The following is a 17,482-nucleotide window of genomic DNA, read 5'->3' as shown; positions in this document are numbered from 1 at the left end:
AGCTTTTGAGACGTTCGAGTCGGTTGCCCGTACGGCCGCGCTCGCTCATGGTGCCCTCGCGAACGGGAGAACCCCGGCGCAAGCTTGGCCGAAGCCCCGGTGGGGAGGGCCGAAGCACCAAGGGACAGAAGGACGAAGCGGGTGCCGTCCGCTGAGAGGCGGGCGCCCCCAGAAGAAGTCCGATCCCATGGGTCTCGAAACTTCTGGAGGTTCCACAATGAAGCTCGTCAAGAGCCTTCTCCTCGGATCGGCGGCGGGGCTGTCCGTCGTGGGCGGGGCTCAGGCCGCCGACCTGCCGGTGAAGAAGGCCGTTCCGATCGAGTACGTCCGCGTCTGCACTGCCTACGGTGCCGGCTTCTTCTACATCCCTGGCACCGATACCTGCCTTCGCGTCTCGGGCCGCGCCCGCGCCGAGTACGGCTATATCGGCAGCGATAGCCGGAACGTTCCCGGCGGTGGCGATCTCTCGGGCTTCACGGGCCTCGCCCGCTTCAACATCGACGCCCGCACCCAGACCGGCTACGGCACCCTGCGCGCCTTCCTGCGTCTCGACGCTGCGAGCCGCACCGGCCACACCAAGTTCTCCTCGGGCACCAACGAGCGCATCGGCTACGCCTTCTCCGGCACCGGCCAGGACCAGCGCGGCCGCGTGCAGAACTTCATCAACGTCGACAAGGCGTTCGTGCAGTTCGCCGGCCTGACCGCCGGTCGCGCCTCCTCGTTCTTCGACTTCTACGCCGCCGATTACGAGATCATCGGCTCGTCGCTGGGCTCCAACCTGCCCTCCACGAACCTCCTCGCCTGGACGCAGAAGTTCGAGGGCGGCTGGTCGGCCACGATCTCGATGGAAGACCCGAACTACCGCAAGAACCCGCTCTTCTCCGACGCCTTCACGGCGACGGCGCAGCCCGGCTCCGGCGGCCTCTCGGGTGTGAACAACGTGTTCACCACCGCTCCGACGCCGATCATCCTTGCGACCGCCGCCAACGGCAACGCCACCGCGGTGTACTTCCTCGATGCCGTGCAGCGCTCGCGCATGCCCGACTTCGTCGCTTCGCTGCGCTACGACGCCCCCTGGGGTTCGGCTCAGCTCTCGGCCGCTGTGAAGGACGTCAACATCGGCGGCCCGATCGCCAACTCGGCCATCACCAACTCGGCCGCCCTCGGCGCGCCGACGAACGCTGCCGGCGCCGTGACCGGCATCGCCAACCTCACCACCGCCCAGATCGCCGCTCTGCAGGCCGCTCGCGGCATCAATGCCGGTTCGCAGACGGAATACGGCTGGGCCGTGCAGGGAGGTGCGAAGTTCAACCTGCCCTTCATCGCTCCCGGCGATGGCCTGTACCTGCAGGGCGCTTATGGTGAGGGCGCTTCGCTCTATACCGGCATCAACCGCTTCACCGCCGGCTACCTGAGCAACGCCGCCGTCTACACCGGCAACCCGTTCAACCAGTTCTTCTCGGACGCGATCGTCAACCCGCTGACCGGCCGTATCGAACTGTCGAACAGCTTCACCGCGGTGGCTTCGTTCCTTCACTACTGGTCGCCCGAGTGGCGCTCGGCCTTCTACGCCAGCTACGGCGAGATCTGGTTCTCGCAGGGCGCCCGCCAGGCGGTCAGCCAGACCAGCGCGATTGTCGGCCAGAGCGCTGCCAACTCGCCTCCGTCCTACCTGACCAACCCGTTCGGCTACGCCAACAGCGCCGCGCTCCGCGACACCTACCAGGTCGTCACCGGCGCGAGCCTGATCTGGTCGCCGGTCAAGGATCTCGATATCGGCGTCGAGGGCCAGTACATCAAGACGGGCGTCAAGAACGGCCGCGTCTTCGACACGAACCGCGGTGGCAATCCGTTCACGGTGTCCTCGGAAGACGTGTACCAGGCTCGCTTCCGCGTTCAGCGCGACTTCTAAGCGGACCTGCAAGTCAACTCCCCCGCTCCGATGGGCGGGGGAGCCATTTACCAGAACCTCCGACCCCGGCCTCACGGCCGGGTTTTTTGCTTTCTCGGGCGTTCGACGCTCCACAGGTTCGGTCGTCGCCGCCGATATCCTGCGCACGCAGCCTTCAAGTCGCCCCGAACATCCGTATCCTCACGCTCCTGTGCATCCTCGGGCGTCCCGCCGATGCGGGCGCCGGCATGCGAGGTCGGCCTGCTTGTCCCTGCCTTCTCCATCCTCATGGATCCGCACCCGGTTCGGCTGGCTTGCCGGGTTGCCGGCGCTCGGCCTGGTCGGCGTCGCCACCGCCTATCTCGCGGTCCCGAGCATCGAGGATCAGATTGCCCGCGCCGCTGCCGAGGTCGCGCGCGGGACGGGCGACGGCCAGCCCGAACCGTGGCTGCGGGTCTCGGTCCAAGGCCGCGACGTCGTCGCCGCGGGCGAAGCCCCGCACGCCCCGGACCGGGAAGCGGCCCTCGGACGGCTCGCGGGGATCCAAGGGGCGCGACGGCTGATCGATCGGACCGGGCTGATCGAGGAAGTCTCTCCGTTCGTCTGGACCGTAGAGCGACCGGCCATCGACCGCCTCGAATCGGTGGGCAGCCGCCCGGCGGAGATCGGTGCCTTCGAACTGGCTCAGCGTCTCAAGCCGGCTCTTCCTCGCGCCGCGACCCTGGAGGACCGGACACGGGCCGCCCGCGGCGCTCCCCCGGACTTCCCCGACGCCGCGGCCTACGCCGTCGAGCGCCTCGGCGACTTGACGACCGGCTCCGTCGCCACGGTCAACGACACCGTGATCTCGTTCCGGGGCGAAGCCGCGAGCCTCGCCGCCTACGACGCCGTCCGCACGGCCCTGGCGCATCCGCCGGAAGGCTTCAGTCTCGGCTCCGTCGAGATCCTGCCGCCGGTCGTGGCCGATCTCCGTCTCACCGTGGAACGGCGACCCGACGGCAGCCTCGAACTCGGTGGGCACGTCGCCTCCCCGGAGGCGCGCGAGGCGATCCGGGCCGCCGCTGCGGAGACCGCCGACGGCGGCGCCGTCGATGACCGGATGCAGGATGCCCGCGGCGCGAGGCTCGACGGCCCGACTCTGGCCGCTCACCTCCTCAAGATCGCTGCCCTGCTGCACGAGGGTCGCGTCGCCTACGAGCAGGGCCGCGTCTCGGTGTCCGGTAAGGCCCTGGATGACGGCGCGGTCGGCGAGATCGAGGCGCTCCTGCGCGAAGGGCTGCCCTCCGGGATCGAAGCGGGCACCATTGCGCTCACCGCCCGGCCGATCGTCCCCTACATCCTCCGCATTCGGCGCGGCGCGGAGGCAGTAGCGCTGAGCGGTCATCTGCCGGACCGGGCCACCCGCGAAACGCTGCTGAACCGGGCCCAGACCCGACTCTTCCGCGAATCGGTCCAGGATCGGTCGCGCCTCGCGCCTGGCGCACCGGCCGGGTTCGCCGCAGCGGTCGCGACCGGACTCGATGCGCTGATGACACTGGCGAGCGGTGAGGTCACCGTCACCGGCACAAGCCTGCGCCTGTCCGGAACGAGCCTCTATCCGGAGGCCGCGGCGCGGCTTCCGCGCACGCTGTCGGCGGCGATGCCGACAGGCTGGACTGCCACCGTGTCGGTCTCGTCCGGCGAGCCGGTGGTGCGGCTCGACCCGCAGGAATGCGGGCGGCGCCTCGCCGAACGGGTCGCCGGGCATCCGCTGCGATTCGCCCCCGGCAGCACGGCGTTGGCAGCGGATTTCTATCCCGTCCTCGACGCCGTGGCGGCCCTCGCCCGCGACTGTCCGTCTGAACGCATCGAGATCGTCGGCCATCTCGACGCGCCGAATGCCAAGCCGGCCGAAGCCGATCCGGTTGCCGCCGAGGCGGCGCGCGAATCGGCGCCGAAGCCGAAACCTGCGGCGCCCAGGAAGGATGCGAAGCCGGCCCAGGGCGACAAGAAGGACGATAAGAAGGGCGGCAAGACCGAGAAGGCGGAAGCGAAACCGCCTCAAGCGGATAAGCCCGACATTTCCCCCTCCGAGACCGGCGCCGACCTCGCGCGGGCGCGGGCCCTCGCCGTCATCGACTACCTGCAGAAGGCGGGCGTACCGCTCGACCGCGCTTCGATCGCGGAGGGCGCGGTCCCTCTTACCGAACGGCAGGGCATCGGACTCGCCCTTCGCTCGTGACCGCCCTCCTTCTTCCGCTTTGGCCGGCCCTCGCGGTGGCGTTCGGGCTCGGTATCGCGTGCGGCCTGATGACGGGCTTTCCGCGAAGCCGGACGACACTCGTCGCGGCAGCCGTGCCGATCCTCGCGCTCACCGTGCTGACGGGGCTCGCGCGGACCGAGCCCGTGCCCGGGCGCGCCGGCCTGTATCTCGAGATCGCGGCCCTTCTGCTCGCCGGCTATGTCGCCGGCTGCGTGCTGGGCGCACTCGCCGCACGAGTGTCCGGTCGCGGGTCCTGAGGCAAGGCCCAGATCCGCTGCGCCCGTTCGATCCCGCGCAACGAGAACGCGCCGACCTCGGTCAACGGCGCGGCGCAGCGGCCCGCGAAGGCGTCCGAGATCAGCAGATGTCGGTCCAGCGCGTCGCAGAGGCGCTCGATCCGACTCGCCTCGTTGACGGCGCGGCCGATGACGGTGAAATCGAGTCGCCGGTCGGTTCCGACATTGCCGTACACCACCGGTCCGAAATGCAGCACGATATCGGCGGTCAGGACCGGCAGGCCGCGACGATGGCGGGCGGCATTGAGTTCGTCGTTGCGCGCCAGGGCCTCCTGCGCGGCGGCCAGCGCCCCGGTGCAGGCCGGACAGGCCGACGCATTCGAATCGGTGACGGAAAAGACCGCGAGGAAGCCGTCGCCGAGGAATTTCGAGATCTCACCGCCATGCCGTCGCACCGGCTCGCCGAGCGCGTCGAAATGCTCGTCGAGCCAGCTGACGACCTTCAGCGGATCGTCACGGTCGGCCAGCGCAGTGAAGCCGCGCAGGTCCGCGAGCATGATCGCAGCCGGCACCACGGCGCTCTGACCGCGCCGCGTCTCGCCCGCAAGGACGCGGGCGGCGCTGGTCGGGCCGAGATAGGTGCCGGCCACCTCGCGCAGGGTATGGGCAAAGCTCAGCTTGGCGGTCGCCAGGGCGATGGCGGGGACCAGGGCCGTCAAGGCGTCCAAGTCATCCTGGGTGAAGCCGCCCGTCCGATCGGTACAGAAGGAGATGCCGGCTCCCTCGATGGCGCTGCCCGGCGCGAACCCGACCAAGTGGAGCAGATAATCCGTACCGCCCGCCGCACGAAGCTCCCTCAGGAGCGGTAGAAGCGGTTCGTCGGGACCGTCGAGGCACCAGCGCACGAGGTCCCGGTCATTCTCCTGCAGCCATGCGATCGGAGAGCGGGCATAGCTCGCCTCCCCTTCCGGGCCATGAGCAGCGGGAAACAGGGACAACCCCTCGCCGCGCCGCCACGCGAGGCTCGCGCCGCGAAACAAGGGATCGATGGCCGGAACGGACAGGCTGAGACGCCAGAGCGGCAGGCCCGCCGCGACGATCCCCTCGCAGAGTTCGGTGACGATCGCGTCCCCGTCATCCGAAGCGACCGCCCGTGCGACGAGCCGGGCCTCGACGGCGCGCAGGGCAGAGGACCGGGTCGACGGCTGAGGCATGATGGTGGACAGCCTAACCCAAGGGCGACGCCGGTGTCCCGGTCACCGCCCATTTTCCAGCGCGAAACCGCCGATTCCGTCGGCCAGGGCGCCTGCGGAATGACGTTACGGCGTCGCCGGTTGCGCCTCGGCGCTGACCGCCGTCCGGGTACCGCGGGCGAGGTCGCGCTCGATGGCGAGCGTGCTCTTGCCGTCGAGGCGGTTGCGGTAGACCTGCAGGTTCTCCATCACCCGCTGCACGTAGTTGCGGGTCTCGGTGAAGGGGATGCGCTCGACCCAGTCGATGGGATCGACGTCCGGACGGCGCGGGTCGCCGTAGGCATCGATCCACTTCTTCACGTTGCCGCCGCCCGCATTGTAGGAGGCGAAGGCGAGGATGTAGGAGCCCTTCCAGTCCTCCATCAGCTCACCGAGATGGGCCTGCCCGAGACGGGCATTGTAGGCGGGGTCGCTGGTCAGCCGATCGGTGTCGTAGCTCGTGGAGACACGCCGGGCGGTGCGCTGGGCGGTGGCCGGCATCATCTGCATCAGGCCACGTGCCCCGACACCGGACTGGGCGCGGGGATCGAACTGGCTCTCCTGGCGGGCGATGGCGAAGACCATGGCTCGCTCCACCTGTGGCACCGCCGTGAAGGTCTCGTAATCGGGAATTCCGATGGTCGGGTAGGCATGGGTGTCAAGGGCGAGGCCGCGCTGCGTCGCGAGCTTGCCGATGGCCACGAGGGCGCGGGCGTCCTTCGCTTCAATTGCCGTCTCGCCGAGGGCGTTGACCTGCGCCTCATCGGTGAGCGACTTCGCCGCGTCGATGTAGAGCGGCAACGCCAATTCCTTAAGGCTCGCCGCGGCGAGCAGCTTGAGGCCGCGCACGAACAGGCGATCGTCGAAGGCGGCCCGTGCCGCGGAGGACAACTCCGCCGCCCGGCGCAGCGGAAGGCTGTTCTGACCGAGCTTGGCCCGGGCAAGCTGGCCGTAATAGGCGATCGGCTGGAGCGCCGCGCGCTCGTAGAAACCCTTGGCTTCCGGAGCCTTGCCCGCCGCCTCCGCCGCGCGGCCCTGCCAGTAGGCAGCGCGGGCCAGTGAGATCGGCGTCTCCGCGATGGTGGCGGCCTGCGCGAAGTGATGCTCGGCCGCGCCCGGATCGTTGAGGAAGCGCAACGCGATCCAGCCAGCGTGGAACTCGGCCTCGATGCGCTTCTCCGTGGTGCGGGCGGAATGGCCGGCGGCGACGGCCTGGGCGGTCTTGGCGTCGCCGGAATCCATCAGCTTGCGCGCGACGATGCGGCGCTCGACCCACCACTCGTCGCCATCGACCAGAATCTCGGGGTTGGTCGGCGCGGCGAGCAGAACCTTGGCCGCGTCCTCGGCCTTGTCGGCACGGCGGAAATACTGGGCCCGGGACAAGAGGTAGGAGGAATCGTTGCGCAGGCTCGGCGGCACCGCGTTGAGGGCGCTGGCGCCACCGCTCTTGGTCTCGACGGCACGGCGCGCCCGCACGAGGCTGGCATAGGAGCCACCCGCGTAATCGGCGGCGCGGCCGGCCGTGGCCCAATCCTCCTTGAGGAGGGCGCGCTCCATACGGGCACGGTGGTCGATCACCGTGAGGATACCGGGAAACGTGTCCGTGACCCGGGTTTCGAGGTTTCGGCCGAAGCTGTCCTCGCGCCAGAGGTCGCGAACGAGCGTGGCGGCGTCGGCCTCCAACCCGTCGGCGCGCAGCGCCAAAGCGAGAGCGAACTTGCCCGGCGCGCTGGCCGGCTTCGAGGTCGCGAAAAAGGCCCGCACGATGGCCGGGCTCTTCTTCTCGGACAGTAGCATCTCTTCGGCACGCCGACGCAGCAGGGGCCCGGCCGGCCAATCGGGATTGGCGCGGGTGAAGGCGACGACCCGCTCGAAACCGATTCCCGCGCCGGCCCGGATCGCCACCCATTCGAGCAGGGCGCGGGCAGCCGGATCGGAAAAGCCCGCGGCCGATCGGTCACCGTCGGCAACCTTGCCCTTTCGGTAGAGATCGATCGCCTGCCGAAGCTGGCTCAGATCGGTCTCGCCGGACAGGACCGGGCGGTTGGGGTCGGGCACCTCCGGCGCGGGGGCTGCCGGCGAGACCGTGGCATCGGGCAGCGGGAAGGCGATGGGCGCATCCGAATCGGTCGATGCGTAGCCGGAAGCGGCCGCCGGCAGAGCCTTGTCGGGCGCCGCTTCGCCCGTTCCGGTCGGGTCGATCCGCAGGGCATCGGCCGCGACCGGATCGGCAGCGGCCTTGCCGGCATCCTTCATCTGCGCCGCCGGCGCGGTGGCGTCGCTCGCCGGCACGGCCGGGGCCGAGGCCGGATTCGGGTTGCGGATCTCGGCCTGACCCTGCTGCGCGGCCAACACGGCGCCGCCCGTCAGGGCGAGGCCGAGGAGCAGGGGCAGGGTGCGGGCGGGGAAGGTCATGTGTGAAGACACCCCGACTCGTGGGCCAAGCCTTAAGCTGGCCCCCGGGTCGTTAAGAAGGGATAAACCAACCCGGGAAAGAACGAGCGATCCTGGCGGATCGTCGCCCCTCCCCGGGTCTCGGTTTCACGGTGAAGGCCGCCCGCTCGAAGCGTTTGCCTAGGAACAAGCGACAGCCTATGTCTGCGCGTCCCGTCGGCGGCCGGCCCTGTGAGCTGCATCCGCGCGCGGACACGAGAAGTACGGCCGGGAACGCCAGGATGACCGAGACCCACGCCCGCCTTCGCGGTTCGATGACCGCGCTCGCGACGCCTTTCCGCGACGGCGAATTCGACGAGGCGGCCTTCCGAAAGTTCGTAAACTGGCAGATCGAGCAGGGGACGCACGCGCTGGTGCCGACGGGCACCACCGGGGAAAGCCCCACCCTCACCCATGCGGAGCATGATCGCGTGGTCGAGACCTGCATCCGCGAGGCCAATGGCCGGGTGCCGGTGATCGCCGGCGCGGGCTCGAACTCGACCGCGGAGGCCGTGGCGCGGGCGCGTCATGCGGAGAGCGTCGGCGCGGACGCAGTTCTCACCGTGACGCCCTACTACAACAAGCCGACGCAGGAGGGGCTGTACGCCCACTTCAAGGCCGTCAACGACGCCGTCGGCATCCCGATCATCATCTACAACATCCCCGGCCGCTCCGTGGTCGACATGAGCGTCGACACCATGAAGCGCTTGTTCGAACTGAAGAACATCGCCGGCGTGAAGGACGCCACGGCCAAGATCGACCGTGTCAGCCTCCAGCGGCAGGCCCTTGGGGAGAGCTTCATCCAGCTTTCTGGCGAAGATGCGACGGCGCTCGGCTTCAACGCCCATGGCGGCCACGGCTGCATCTCGGTGGTGTCGAACGTGGCCCCCCGGCTCTGCGCCGATCTTCAGGAGGCGACCCTCAAGGGCGATTTCGCCAAGGCTTTGTCGATCCAGGACCGCCTCATGCCGCTGCACGTGCAGATGTTCTACGAGTCGAACCCGGTGCCGGCGAAGTATGCCCTGTCACGCCTCGGCCTGATGTCCGAGGAGGTCCGCCTGCCGCTGGTGCCGGCGACCGAGGGCTGCCGCAAGGCGGTCGACGCGGCTCTGGCCCATGCCGGGCTGATCTGATCGAGGCTCGCCGCCGGGCGGCCGGGTTCCCATATGGGGGAGCCGCCGCCCGAAGGCTCCGAACGACACGAGAATGGCACCCAAACCCGAACCCGGTCGGCGCGTCGTCGCCGACAACCGCTCCGCGCGCTATCACTACGCCATCGAGGATGTGATCGAGGCCGGCATCGCCTTGACCGGCACCGAGGTGAAATCCCTGCGCGGGGGCAAGGCGACGATCGGCGAGTCTTATGCCGGCCCGTCCGGCAACGACCTGATGCTGTTCAACGCCTACATCCCGGAATACCTGGAAGCGAACCGCTTCAACCACGACACCAAGCGCCCGCGTCGCCTGCTGCTGCATCGGCGGCAGATCAACAAGCTGATCGGTGCCACGCAGCGCCAGGGCTATACGGTCATTCCGCTCAAGATCTATTTCAACGACAAGGGCCGGGCGAAGGTGGAACTCGGCCTCGGCAAGGGCAAGCAGCTCCACGACAAGCGCGAGAGCGTGAAGGAGCGCGATTGGCAGCGGGACAAGGCCCGGCTGATGCGGGACAAGGGCTGAGGCCGGCTCGGCCTGCCCTCTTTCGGATGGATGCGCTGCTCGAGGCCCGGCGTTCCGGTTGTCGGGGCGGTCGGCGTTGTTCGTCGAGCCGCCCCAGGTTTGCCGCGTGTCGGCTCAGACGGGCATGCCCGTCGGCTCGAACAGAAAGTCGTCGACCGACGGAATGGTGACGGCGAGGCTGGTCCCGTAGCTCGCCTTGGACAAGCGCCAGGGGCGCTCCGAGCGCGCGCGGATCGCCTCGGAAGGACGCAGGCGACGCAGGGCGCCGTTCTCGTCCAATTCCTCGATCGTGAGGAAGCCGTAGACCTGCAGGCGGGAGGCGATCAGCTTGGTGTCGCGGTCCCCGGCTGCCACCTGCAGACTGCCGGTGGCATAGACCGCATCCATCAGACTCCGCTGGTCTGCCCTCGAACGGCTGCGCGGCCCTGCCTCGCCCCCGTAACCATTGATGGCCGATCCATTCATGCCCGCCGGCCGCACCGGCGCCGGACGCCGAAAGGGAATGACGTTGTCCGTTCCCGCAACGCTACGCATACGCGAAAGCCTTCTCGTGTCGTCATGTGCCTCCGGTCGGGACGCTCTGGGGCGCCTTGCCGGCCGGTGCACAGCTTTCGACGAGTCGGCTTAATGCCAGCTTAGCCATGTCCGCCCGCTCAGCGGGCGGAGCGTCCCGAAAAGGGGCGTTCTCGAGAAACGTCCCGGATGGCAGGTCCGGAACGTTTCGTCAGGCTTTTGAATCGCATCGGCTTTCTCCCGAAAGCCGGCACTGACCTGTCGGCTCGAGGATTTAGCCGAGAGCGGTGGTGAAGTGAGCGTCGGTCTTGGCGCGGATCTCGTCCTCGGTGACGCCGTCGGCGAGCTCGATCAGCCGCATGCCGCCGCTGCCCTTCTTGTCGATCGTGAACACCCCGAGATCGGTGATCACCAGATCGACCACCTGCGTGCCCGTCAGCGGAAGGTCGCACGAGGCCAACAGCTTGGCGCTCTCCGTGCCGTCCTTGGCCCGCGCCACGTGCTCCATCACCACCACGACCCGCTTCACCCCCGCCACGAGGTCCATCGCCCCGCCCATCCCCTTCACCATCTTCCCCGGGATCATCCAGTTGGCCAGGTCGCCGTTCTGCGCCACCTGCATCGCCCCCAGGATCGACAGGTCGATATGACCGCCCCGGATCATCCCGAACGAATCGGCCGAGGAGAAGTAGCTCGTCGTCGGCAGCGCCGTGATCGTCTGCTTGCCGGCGTTGATCAGGTCCGGATCCTCCTCCCCCTCGTAGGGGAACGGGCCCATCCCCAGCATCCCGTTCTCCGATTGCAGCTGCACCGACATCCCCTCCGGGATGTAGTTCGACACCAGCGTCGGGATGCCGATGCCGAGGTTCACGTAGAAGCCGTCCTCCAGCTCCCGGGCGGCGCGCGCCGCCATCTGCTCGCGGGTCCAGGCCATTGCTTGCACTCCTTCCTCGTTGGGCACCATCGGGGCGTCGGGCCCCAGCGGGGCACCGCGCGGTGAGGCCTCGCGGCCGGATGTCGGGCGGGCGTGCCGGATCAGATCGCGCCGCCGCCGGCGGCCGCGGCCTCGCCGGTCTCGGGCGCCCGGCGCGGGCGCACGGTGCGCTGCTCGATGCGCTTCTCGCGCACCGGCACGTGCAGGATGCGGGAGACGAAGATGCCCGGGGTGTGGATGTGGTCCGGGTCGATCGCGCCGGGCTCGACGAGGTGCTCGACCTGGGCCACCGTGACCGCGGCGGCGGTGGCCATCATCGGATTGAAGTTGCGCGCGGTCTTCCGGTAGACGAGGTTGCCCTCGGTGTCGCCCGTCCAGGCATGCACGATCGCCAGGTCGGCGAACAGGCCGCGCTCCATCACGTAGGTCTCGCCGTCGAACTCGCGCAGCTCCTTGCCCTCGGCCACGGAGGTGCCGACGCCGGTCTTGGTGAAGAAGGCCGGGATGCCGGCCCCGCCGGCGCGGATGCGCTCGGCGAGCGTGCCCTGGGGGTTGAACTCGATCGCGAGTTCGCCGCCGAGATACTGTCGGGCGAACTCCTTGTTCTCGCCGACATAGGACGAGATCATCCGGGCGACCTGGCGGGTTTCGAGGAGCTTGCCGAGGCCGACGCCGTCGATGCCGGCATTGTTGGAGATCACGGTCAGGCCGGTCACGCCCGAGGCCCGGATCGCCTCGATCAGCTCGTCCGGGATGCCGCACAGGCCGAAGCCCCCGGCCATGATCGTCATCCCGTCCCGCAACAGGCCCGATAAGGCCGCCGTGGGGTCCGGATACACCTTCTTCATCGCAGCCGTCCCTCCGTCATCGCCTGGGCGGCACCGGCGCGGTCATGTGTTCGCGGCGGGCTGGCCCCTCGATCGGTGCATGTCGCGGATGTGCACCGCAGCAGAGCGTTCGTCAAACCTGCGACGCATTTCCCGGCGACGAACGGCGTCGCGTGTCGCGTGAAGTCGATGAGGAAGCTCTGCATATCCGGTTCTCGCCGTGGCGGCGCGCGAGACAACCCATCGGCGAACCGTTAAGAGTCCGACCCGGCGCGTTCGATCGCGCTACCGCGGCGAGCCCCGTGTCCGGGGCGCGCCCGAAGCGGGAATGAGTGGTTGCCCACCGAACCGGTACCGGCCGCTCCCGCCTCGCCCCCTCATGGAGTGCCATGTCGCCGCGCCGCGCCCTCTCTGCCCTCGGCCTCGGTATCGTCTCTGCCGGGCTGATCGCTGCGTGCCTGCCATGGTCCATCGAGGCGCCGGGGCTCTCGCGCTTCGTCAGCCGAAGCTTGAAGGAAAGTTGGGGCGTGTCCCTGAACGCGAGCGGTGCGACCGAGATCGTGCTGCTGCCGCTGCCCCGCATCACCTTCGAGAACGTGCGCCTCGACGACGGCGCCGCCTCCGGAGCCACCCTGGCTTCGGGCGGGCGGCTTGCGCTTCAGCTCGACACCGCCGCCCTCCTGACCGGCCACGTCACGGTAGAATCGCTGACCTTCGACGGCGGCACAATCCACCTGCCGCAGGATGCGGATGACAACCGCTGGGCCGGCCTCGCCGAGCGCATGGCGAAAGGTGTCGCCGAGAACCGCGCCCATCCCCGCCGGCTCGTCCTGACACGGTCCACCGTAACGGGACGCGATCCCCGCGACGGTCGTCCCCTCACGGCGAATGATCTCGAACTAACCGTGGTGTGGCGCTCGACCATCGCCCTGATCGGCGGCCTCATGTGGAACGGCGAGCGTGCGCAGTTCGCCCTCACGGAGCTTCAGCCGCACGCCTTGTTCGAAGGTCAGTCCAGCCCATTCTCGGCCAACCTGGCATGGCCTACCGGTGCTTTGACCGCCGAGGGCAGCGGCAGCCTCGGCGAGGGCGGGCTCAAGGCCACGGGGACCGGCACCCTGCGCATCCGCTCGCTCGCCGGGACCCTGGCCTGGACCGGCGGCGACATCGCGCTCGCTCCCCTGGCCGAAGACCTGACCGTCGAGGGAGCTTTCGAGGCGATCTCGCGGGAGATCCAATTTCCCAGCGTGAAGGTGACCACCGGCGGCAACGTGCTTGAAGGCGCGGGTTCAGCCGATTTCGGGGGTGACCGCAACGCCGTTCAGGCGACCCTCGCCGCCGACAACCTCAACCTCTCGCCCCTGCTGGCTGGGCTGATGCGGCTCGGCGGCTTCGACGGCGACGCCGAGCCACCGGCATGGCGCCAGCGTTCGCTTGCCCTGGCGCCGCTGACCAGCGGCGACCTCGACCTGCGGATTTCCGCCGGCAACGCCCGCCTCGGTCCTGTCCAAGTCACCGATCTCGCCTGTGGCGTGATGGTCCGGGCCCGCGGAATCGAGGCATCCCTCGGTCGGGCGGGACTGCGCGGCGGGACGGTCAAGGGCCGCGTCGTGCTCGCCTCCGACGAGGGCGATGACGGCCTCACGCGCGTCAAGGCACAGGGGCATGTCAACGGTATCGATCTCGGCACATTGATGGGCGATCTCGGCGGCGAGCGCTGGGTCCAGGGAACGACCCGCGGCAGCCTCGTTCTGGAGGGGGCCGGTCGCGATGTCGGAACGCTGACTGGCAGTCTCGCGGGCCGCATCGCTCTGCGCAGCGAGGATGGCGCCATCACCGGCCTCGATCTGGCGGACATGCTTCAGCGCAACGGCACCGTCGCCCCGGGAGCCCTGGCTCGTCGCAACGGCCGCACCACCTACGAGCATGCCACCCTGTCGCTGTTGATCGCGGACGGGGTCGGCGAGGTGGCCGAGGGAAGCCTCGTTTCCCGCGCACTCACCGCCACCGTCGGCGGGCGCCTCGACCTCCTCCGACGCCGCATCGAGGCGCGGGCGGAAGTCGCGTCGCGCCCCAGCGGCGAAGGCACGCACCGTCCGGCCTTCACCTTCGATCTCTCCGGCCCCTGGGACGGGATGAGCGTCGGCCCCGCCGTTCCAGCGCGACCGGTGGAGAATGCCTCCGTCCAGTTCCGTCGGCCGGGCGCGGACCTGCCCCTGGGGATCAGGGCCTACGCACCGACCTCGGCTCCGTAAGGTCTTCAGCCTCGCTCAGTGTGCGACTCGCTCCGGTGACATGCGTCGTGCGACTCGCTCCGGTGACATGCGTCGCGAGGCTGACGCCGGGCGAGGACCTTTCCAATCCCCGGCGCTTGTCCGACTGGCTTCAAGAGTTCCCATTCGCCGTGCCGGCCTGCGAACCGCCCTTGGCCTTGTCGAAGGCCCGCCGGATCAGATCGGTGCCGACCTCCATCGCGGCATCCAGAGCGCGCTGGGTCAGCGTGCCCTCCGCCACCGCCTCACCCGCATAGAGCGGCTGCTCCAGGGCGAGCGTATCGCCCCGTGTGACGCGCAGGCGGGCGACCTCGCGACCCGGCTCCACCGGGGCGGCAAGGGGACCTTGATAGACCACGCGGGCCGAGACCTTCTCCGACGACCCCCGTGGCAGCAGGAGGCGAACCGGCTTGTTCGCCACGACGGGCACCGAGCCCTTCACGCCGCCGAATACGGAAACCTCGGCCACCGTCTCGCCCTGGGCGAAGACCTGACGCGGCTCGAAGGCGCGGAAGCCCCATTCCATCAGCTTGCGCGTCTCGGCCGCCCGGTCACGCGCCGTCTTGAGCCCGGAGACCACCATGATGAGCCGCTGGCCGTTCTGCACCGCTGAACCGGTCAGCGCATAACCCGATTCCTCGAGATAGCCGGTCTTGAGACCGTCGGCACCGATATCGAGGGTCAGCAGCGGATTGCGGTTCTGCTGCTTGATCTTGTTCCAGGTGAACTCACGCTCGGAGTAGATCTTGTAATATTCCGGATAAGTATCGATTAGATGCTGGGCGATCCTCGCCATATCGCGGGCGGTGACTTTCTGGTCGGGAGCCGAGTAACCGGTCGCGTTGCGGAAGGTCGATCGCGTCATGCCGATCTCCTTGGCACGACGGTTCATGATGTTGGCAAACGCTTCCTCGGTGCCGGCCATGTTCTCGGCAATGGTGATCGCCGCATCGTTGCCCGATTGGACGACTAGGCCGCGCAGCAGATCCGACAGCTTGATGCGGCTGTTGACCTGGGCGAACATCGAAGAGCCGCCGCCGCCCGCTCCGCCCCGGCGCCACGCGTCCTCGGTCACCGTGAACTCGGTGTCCATGGTGAGGCGGCCCTCTTTCAGGGCGCCGAACACGATCTCCGCCGTCATCAACTTGGCCATGCTGGCCGGGGAGAACAATTCGTCGGCGGCCTTCTCGAACAGCACGGAGCCGGACTCGGCATCGACCAGGATCGCGTGCGGCGCCGCCGTCTGAAAGTTCTGGGCGCGAGCCGGTGACGCGTCGAGAATGCCTCCGAGCGCGAGGGCCAGCATGGCCGGCACCGCGAGACACGCCGTCCGGAATCGTCGCGTGAGCATGATCGCCTCTCATCGGCCCCGCCTCGCACCGGCGAGGACGGGAGCCTTCTTCAACAAGCGTGACCTTAGCTTGGTTCGGTGACGATTTCGAAGCGCAAATGCGCGCGAATCCCCCGCACGAAGCGGTGGGCATGGGGGGATCCCGACGGCACCTGCCACGCTTGCTCGGCCCCCCCCCCGATCCCATATGAAGCTCATGGATTTCCACAGCTTTTCTCATCGGACGAGGCCGCCGGCGGCGGCTCGTTCCGCGTGGCAGGTCATCCCGCTCGCCGGCCGTTTCGAGGTCGTCTACGAGGATGCCCGCGGCGCCTGGACGACCCGCATTCTCGACGCGCGCGAACTCAAGCTCGGGCCCGGCAGGACGCTCCTCGGCGGCACCGACAGAGCGCACGGGCTCTATCGCGGCCTGCGTGCCGACCGCATCCGTCGTCTCGTCGACGTGAAGACGGGTCAGCGGATCGAGACCGGCATCCTCGACTGGCTTCTCGCGCGAGCCGACGCGCAAAGACGCGCCGCATATCCGCGCGGCGTCCGACGGGCCGCATGAAGACGCTCTCGGCCTGGAAAATCAGCTTAACGTCGTCTCGCGGCCGGCCCGGAGGTTCGGTATAGCCAAGCGATGGAACTGATCGCCACCACCCAGGCCCTTGCCGAAACCTGCGCCCGCCTCGCCGAACAGCCGTTCGTCACGGTCGATACGGAGTTCATGCGCGAGACGACCTACTATCCGAAACTCTGCCTGATCCAGATGGCAGGGCCGGACGGTACGGCTTGCCTGGTCGATCCGCTGGCGCCGGGCATCGATCTTCAGCCGTTCATCGACCTGATGGCGGATGAGAGCACGGTGAAGGTGTTTCATTCGGCGCGTCAGGACCTTGAGATCATCTGGCTGATGGGTGGGCTGTTGCCGCATCCGTTCTTCGACACCCAGGTCGCCGCGATGGTCTGCGGCTACGGCGACTCGGTCTCCTACGAACAGCTCGTCAACGACGTCGCCAAGGCTCGCATCGACAAGTCCTCGCGCTTCACGGACTGGTCGCGCCGCCCGCTTTCCGAGGCGCAGCTCGCCTACGCGCTGTCCGACGTGACCCATCTCGTTACGATCTACCAAGTGCTCGCCGCCGAGCTGCTGCGCACGGATCGCGGATTGTGGCTCGACGAAGAGATGGCGGTGTTGACCTCCCCGGAAACCTACCGGGCCGATCCGGCCTTCGCCTGGAAACGGCTCTCGGGCCGCATGCGCAAGCCCCGCGAGATCGCCGTTCTGATGGAAGTCGCGGGCTGGCGCGAGGCCGAGGCGCAGAGCCGCAACGTGCCGCGGGGGCGCATCCTCAAGGACGAGGCGGTCATCGACATCGCGACGGCTGCGCCTCGCAGCGTCGAGGCGCTCGGGCGTCTGCGCACCATTCCGGCCGGTTTCGAACGGTCCCGCACCGGCGGCGAAATCCTCGCCGCGGTGGAGCGCGGCTTCGCCCGCGATCCCTCGCAGATCGCGATGCCGGAGCGCGTCCGCACGCGCGGCGGCAACAACGGTGCGCTCATCGATCTTCTGAAGGTTCTGCTCAAGGCGGTGGCCGAAGCGGAGGGCGTCGCGCCCAAGATCATTGCCACGGTCGACGACCTCGAAGCTTTGGCGGAGGATGGCACCGAGGACACTCCTGTGCTGCAAGGCTGGCGCCGCGGCCTGTTCGGCGAGAAGGCGCTGGCGCTCAAGGCCGGTCGCATGGCGCTCTCCGTCGAGCGCGGCCGGGTGGTGGTTCGAGACGTGCCTCAGCCGTGACAACCGGACGCGACATGACCGGAAAACGCGGATGACGGCGCGTCGAGCCCTTGGCGGCGGGGATGCGATGCCGTAACCCGGGATCAA

At 68.8% G+C, this 17,482-nt stretch carries 14 protein-coding genes; 8 read left to right on the top strand and 6 right to left on the bottom strand.

The features are described from left to right. Window positions 1-217: 217 nt before the first annotated feature. From OWC43_RS02015 to OWC43_RS02005, 3 genes are all read left to right on the top strand, one after another. Entirely contained in the window at window positions 218-1,912 is a 1,695-nt protein-coding gene (locus OWC43_RS02015) for a porin (RefSeq protein ID WP_393955507.1), read from the top strand. 244 nt (window positions 1,913-2,156) lie between these two features. Next, entirely contained in the window at window positions 2,157-4,112 is a 1,956-nt protein-coding gene (locus OWC43_RS02010) for a flagellar motor protein MotB (protein ID WP_393955506.1), read from the top strand. After that, a complete protein-coding gene (locus OWC43_RS02005; RefSeq protein WP_393955504.1) occupies window positions 4,109-4,390 on the top strand; it encodes a hypothetical protein in 282 nt (93 codons plus the stop codon). The genes OWC43_RS02010 and OWC43_RS02005 overlap by 4 nt, the downstream gene beginning before the upstream one ends. Here OWC43_RS02005 and OWC43_RS02000 read toward each other — a convergent pair. After that, the gene (locus tag OWC43_RS02000) at window positions 4,330-5,583 is read right to left on the bottom strand and encodes an adenylate/guanylate cyclase domain-containing protein (protein ID WP_393955503.1); all 1,254 of its coding nucleotides are present in this window, start codon (window positions 5,581-5,583) and stop codon (window positions 4,330-4,332) included. The two genes, OWC43_RS02005 and OWC43_RS02000, sit on opposite strands and share 61 nt — an antisense overlap. A gap of 105 nt (window positions 5,584-5,688) precedes the next feature. Then, on the bottom strand, window positions 5,689-8,016 hold the full coding sequence (locus OWC43_RS01995) for a transglycosylase SLT domain-containing protein (RefSeq protein WP_393955501.1): 2,328 nt from the start codon (window positions 8,014-8,016) through the stop codon (window positions 5,689-5,691). Between the two features lie 260 nt (window positions 8,017-8,276). Here OWC43_RS01995 and dapA point away from each other — a divergent pair, with 260 nt between their 5' ends. Both dapA and smpB read left to right on the top strand, forming a co-directional pair. Then, complete coding sequence (gene dapA / locus OWC43_RS01990; protein ID WP_137829313.1) at window positions 8,277-9,167, top strand: 4-hydroxy-tetrahydrodipicolinate synthase; 891 nt, start codon at window positions 8,277-8,279, stop codon at window positions 9,165-9,167. Between the two features lie 73 nt (window positions 9,168-9,240). Continuing rightward, window positions 9,241-9,714 (top strand): SsrA-binding protein SmpB, encoded by a 474-nt coding sequence (gene smpB, locus OWC43_RS01985; protein ID WP_091946509.1) that lies wholly within the window; start codon window positions 9,241-9,243, stop codon window positions 9,712-9,714. Between the two features lie 114 nt (window positions 9,715-9,828). Here smpB and OWC43_RS01980 read toward each other — a convergent pair whose 3' ends face one another. The 3 genes from OWC43_RS01980 to OWC43_RS01970 form a co-directional block, all read right to left on the bottom strand. Further along, window positions 9,829-10,248 (bottom strand): hypothetical protein, encoded by a 420-nt coding sequence (locus OWC43_RS01980; RefSeq protein WP_393955500.1) that lies wholly within the window; start codon window positions 10,246-10,248, stop codon window positions 9,829-9,831. A 253-nt stretch (window positions 10,249-10,501) separates the two neighbouring features. After that, entirely contained in the window at window positions 10,502-11,161 is a 660-nt protein-coding gene (locus tag OWC43_RS01975; RefSeq protein ID WP_137829315.1) for a 3-oxoacid CoA-transferase subunit B, read from the bottom strand. A gap of 101 nt (window positions 11,162-11,262) precedes the next feature. Next, on the bottom strand, window positions 11,263-12,009 hold the full coding sequence (locus OWC43_RS01970) for a CoA transferase subunit A (protein ID WP_137829316.1): 747 nt from the start codon (window positions 12,007-12,009) through the stop codon (window positions 11,263-11,265). A 368-nt stretch (window positions 12,010-12,377) separates the two neighbouring features. On the opposite strand from OWC43_RS01970, the gene OWC43_RS01965 reads away from it, so the two are divergent. Beyond that, on the top strand, window positions 12,378-14,243 hold the full coding sequence (locus OWC43_RS01965) for an AsmA family protein (RefSeq protein WP_393955498.1): 1,866 nt from the start codon (window positions 12,378-12,380) through the stop codon (window positions 14,241-14,243). 130 nt (window positions 14,244-14,373) lie between these two features. On the opposite strand, the gene OWC43_RS01960 is transcribed toward OWC43_RS01965, so the two are convergent. Next, the gene (locus OWC43_RS01960; protein ID WP_171015459.1) at window positions 14,374-15,612 is read right to left on the bottom strand and encodes a D-alanyl-D-alanine carboxypeptidase family protein; all 1,239 of its coding nucleotides are present in this window, start codon (window positions 15,610-15,612) and stop codon (window positions 14,374-14,376) included. A 187-nt stretch (window positions 15,613-15,799) separates the two neighbouring features. Between OWC43_RS01960 and OWC43_RS01955 the strand changes: the two genes are divergently transcribed. After that, complete coding sequence (locus tag OWC43_RS01955; protein WP_393955497.1) at window positions 15,800-16,162, top strand: hypothetical protein; 363 nt, start codon at window positions 15,800-15,802, stop codon at window positions 16,160-16,162. Between the two features lie 72 nt (window positions 16,163-16,234). After that, entirely contained in the window at window positions 16,235-17,395 is a 1,161-nt protein-coding gene (gene rnd, locus OWC43_RS01950) for a ribonuclease D (protein ID WP_393955495.1), read from the top strand. The last annotated feature ends 87 nt before the right edge of the window (window positions 17,396-17,482 follow it).

The organism is Methylorubrum sp. POS3, from assembly GCF_043352485.1.
Taxonomy (GTDB): domain Bacteria; phylum Pseudomonadota; class Alphaproteobacteria; order Rhizobiales; family Beijerinckiaceae; genus Methylobacterium; species Methylobacterium suomiense.
The sequence above is the reverse complement of the archived record's forward strand: the minus strand, read 5'-3'. Positions and strand labels throughout refer to the sequence as shown.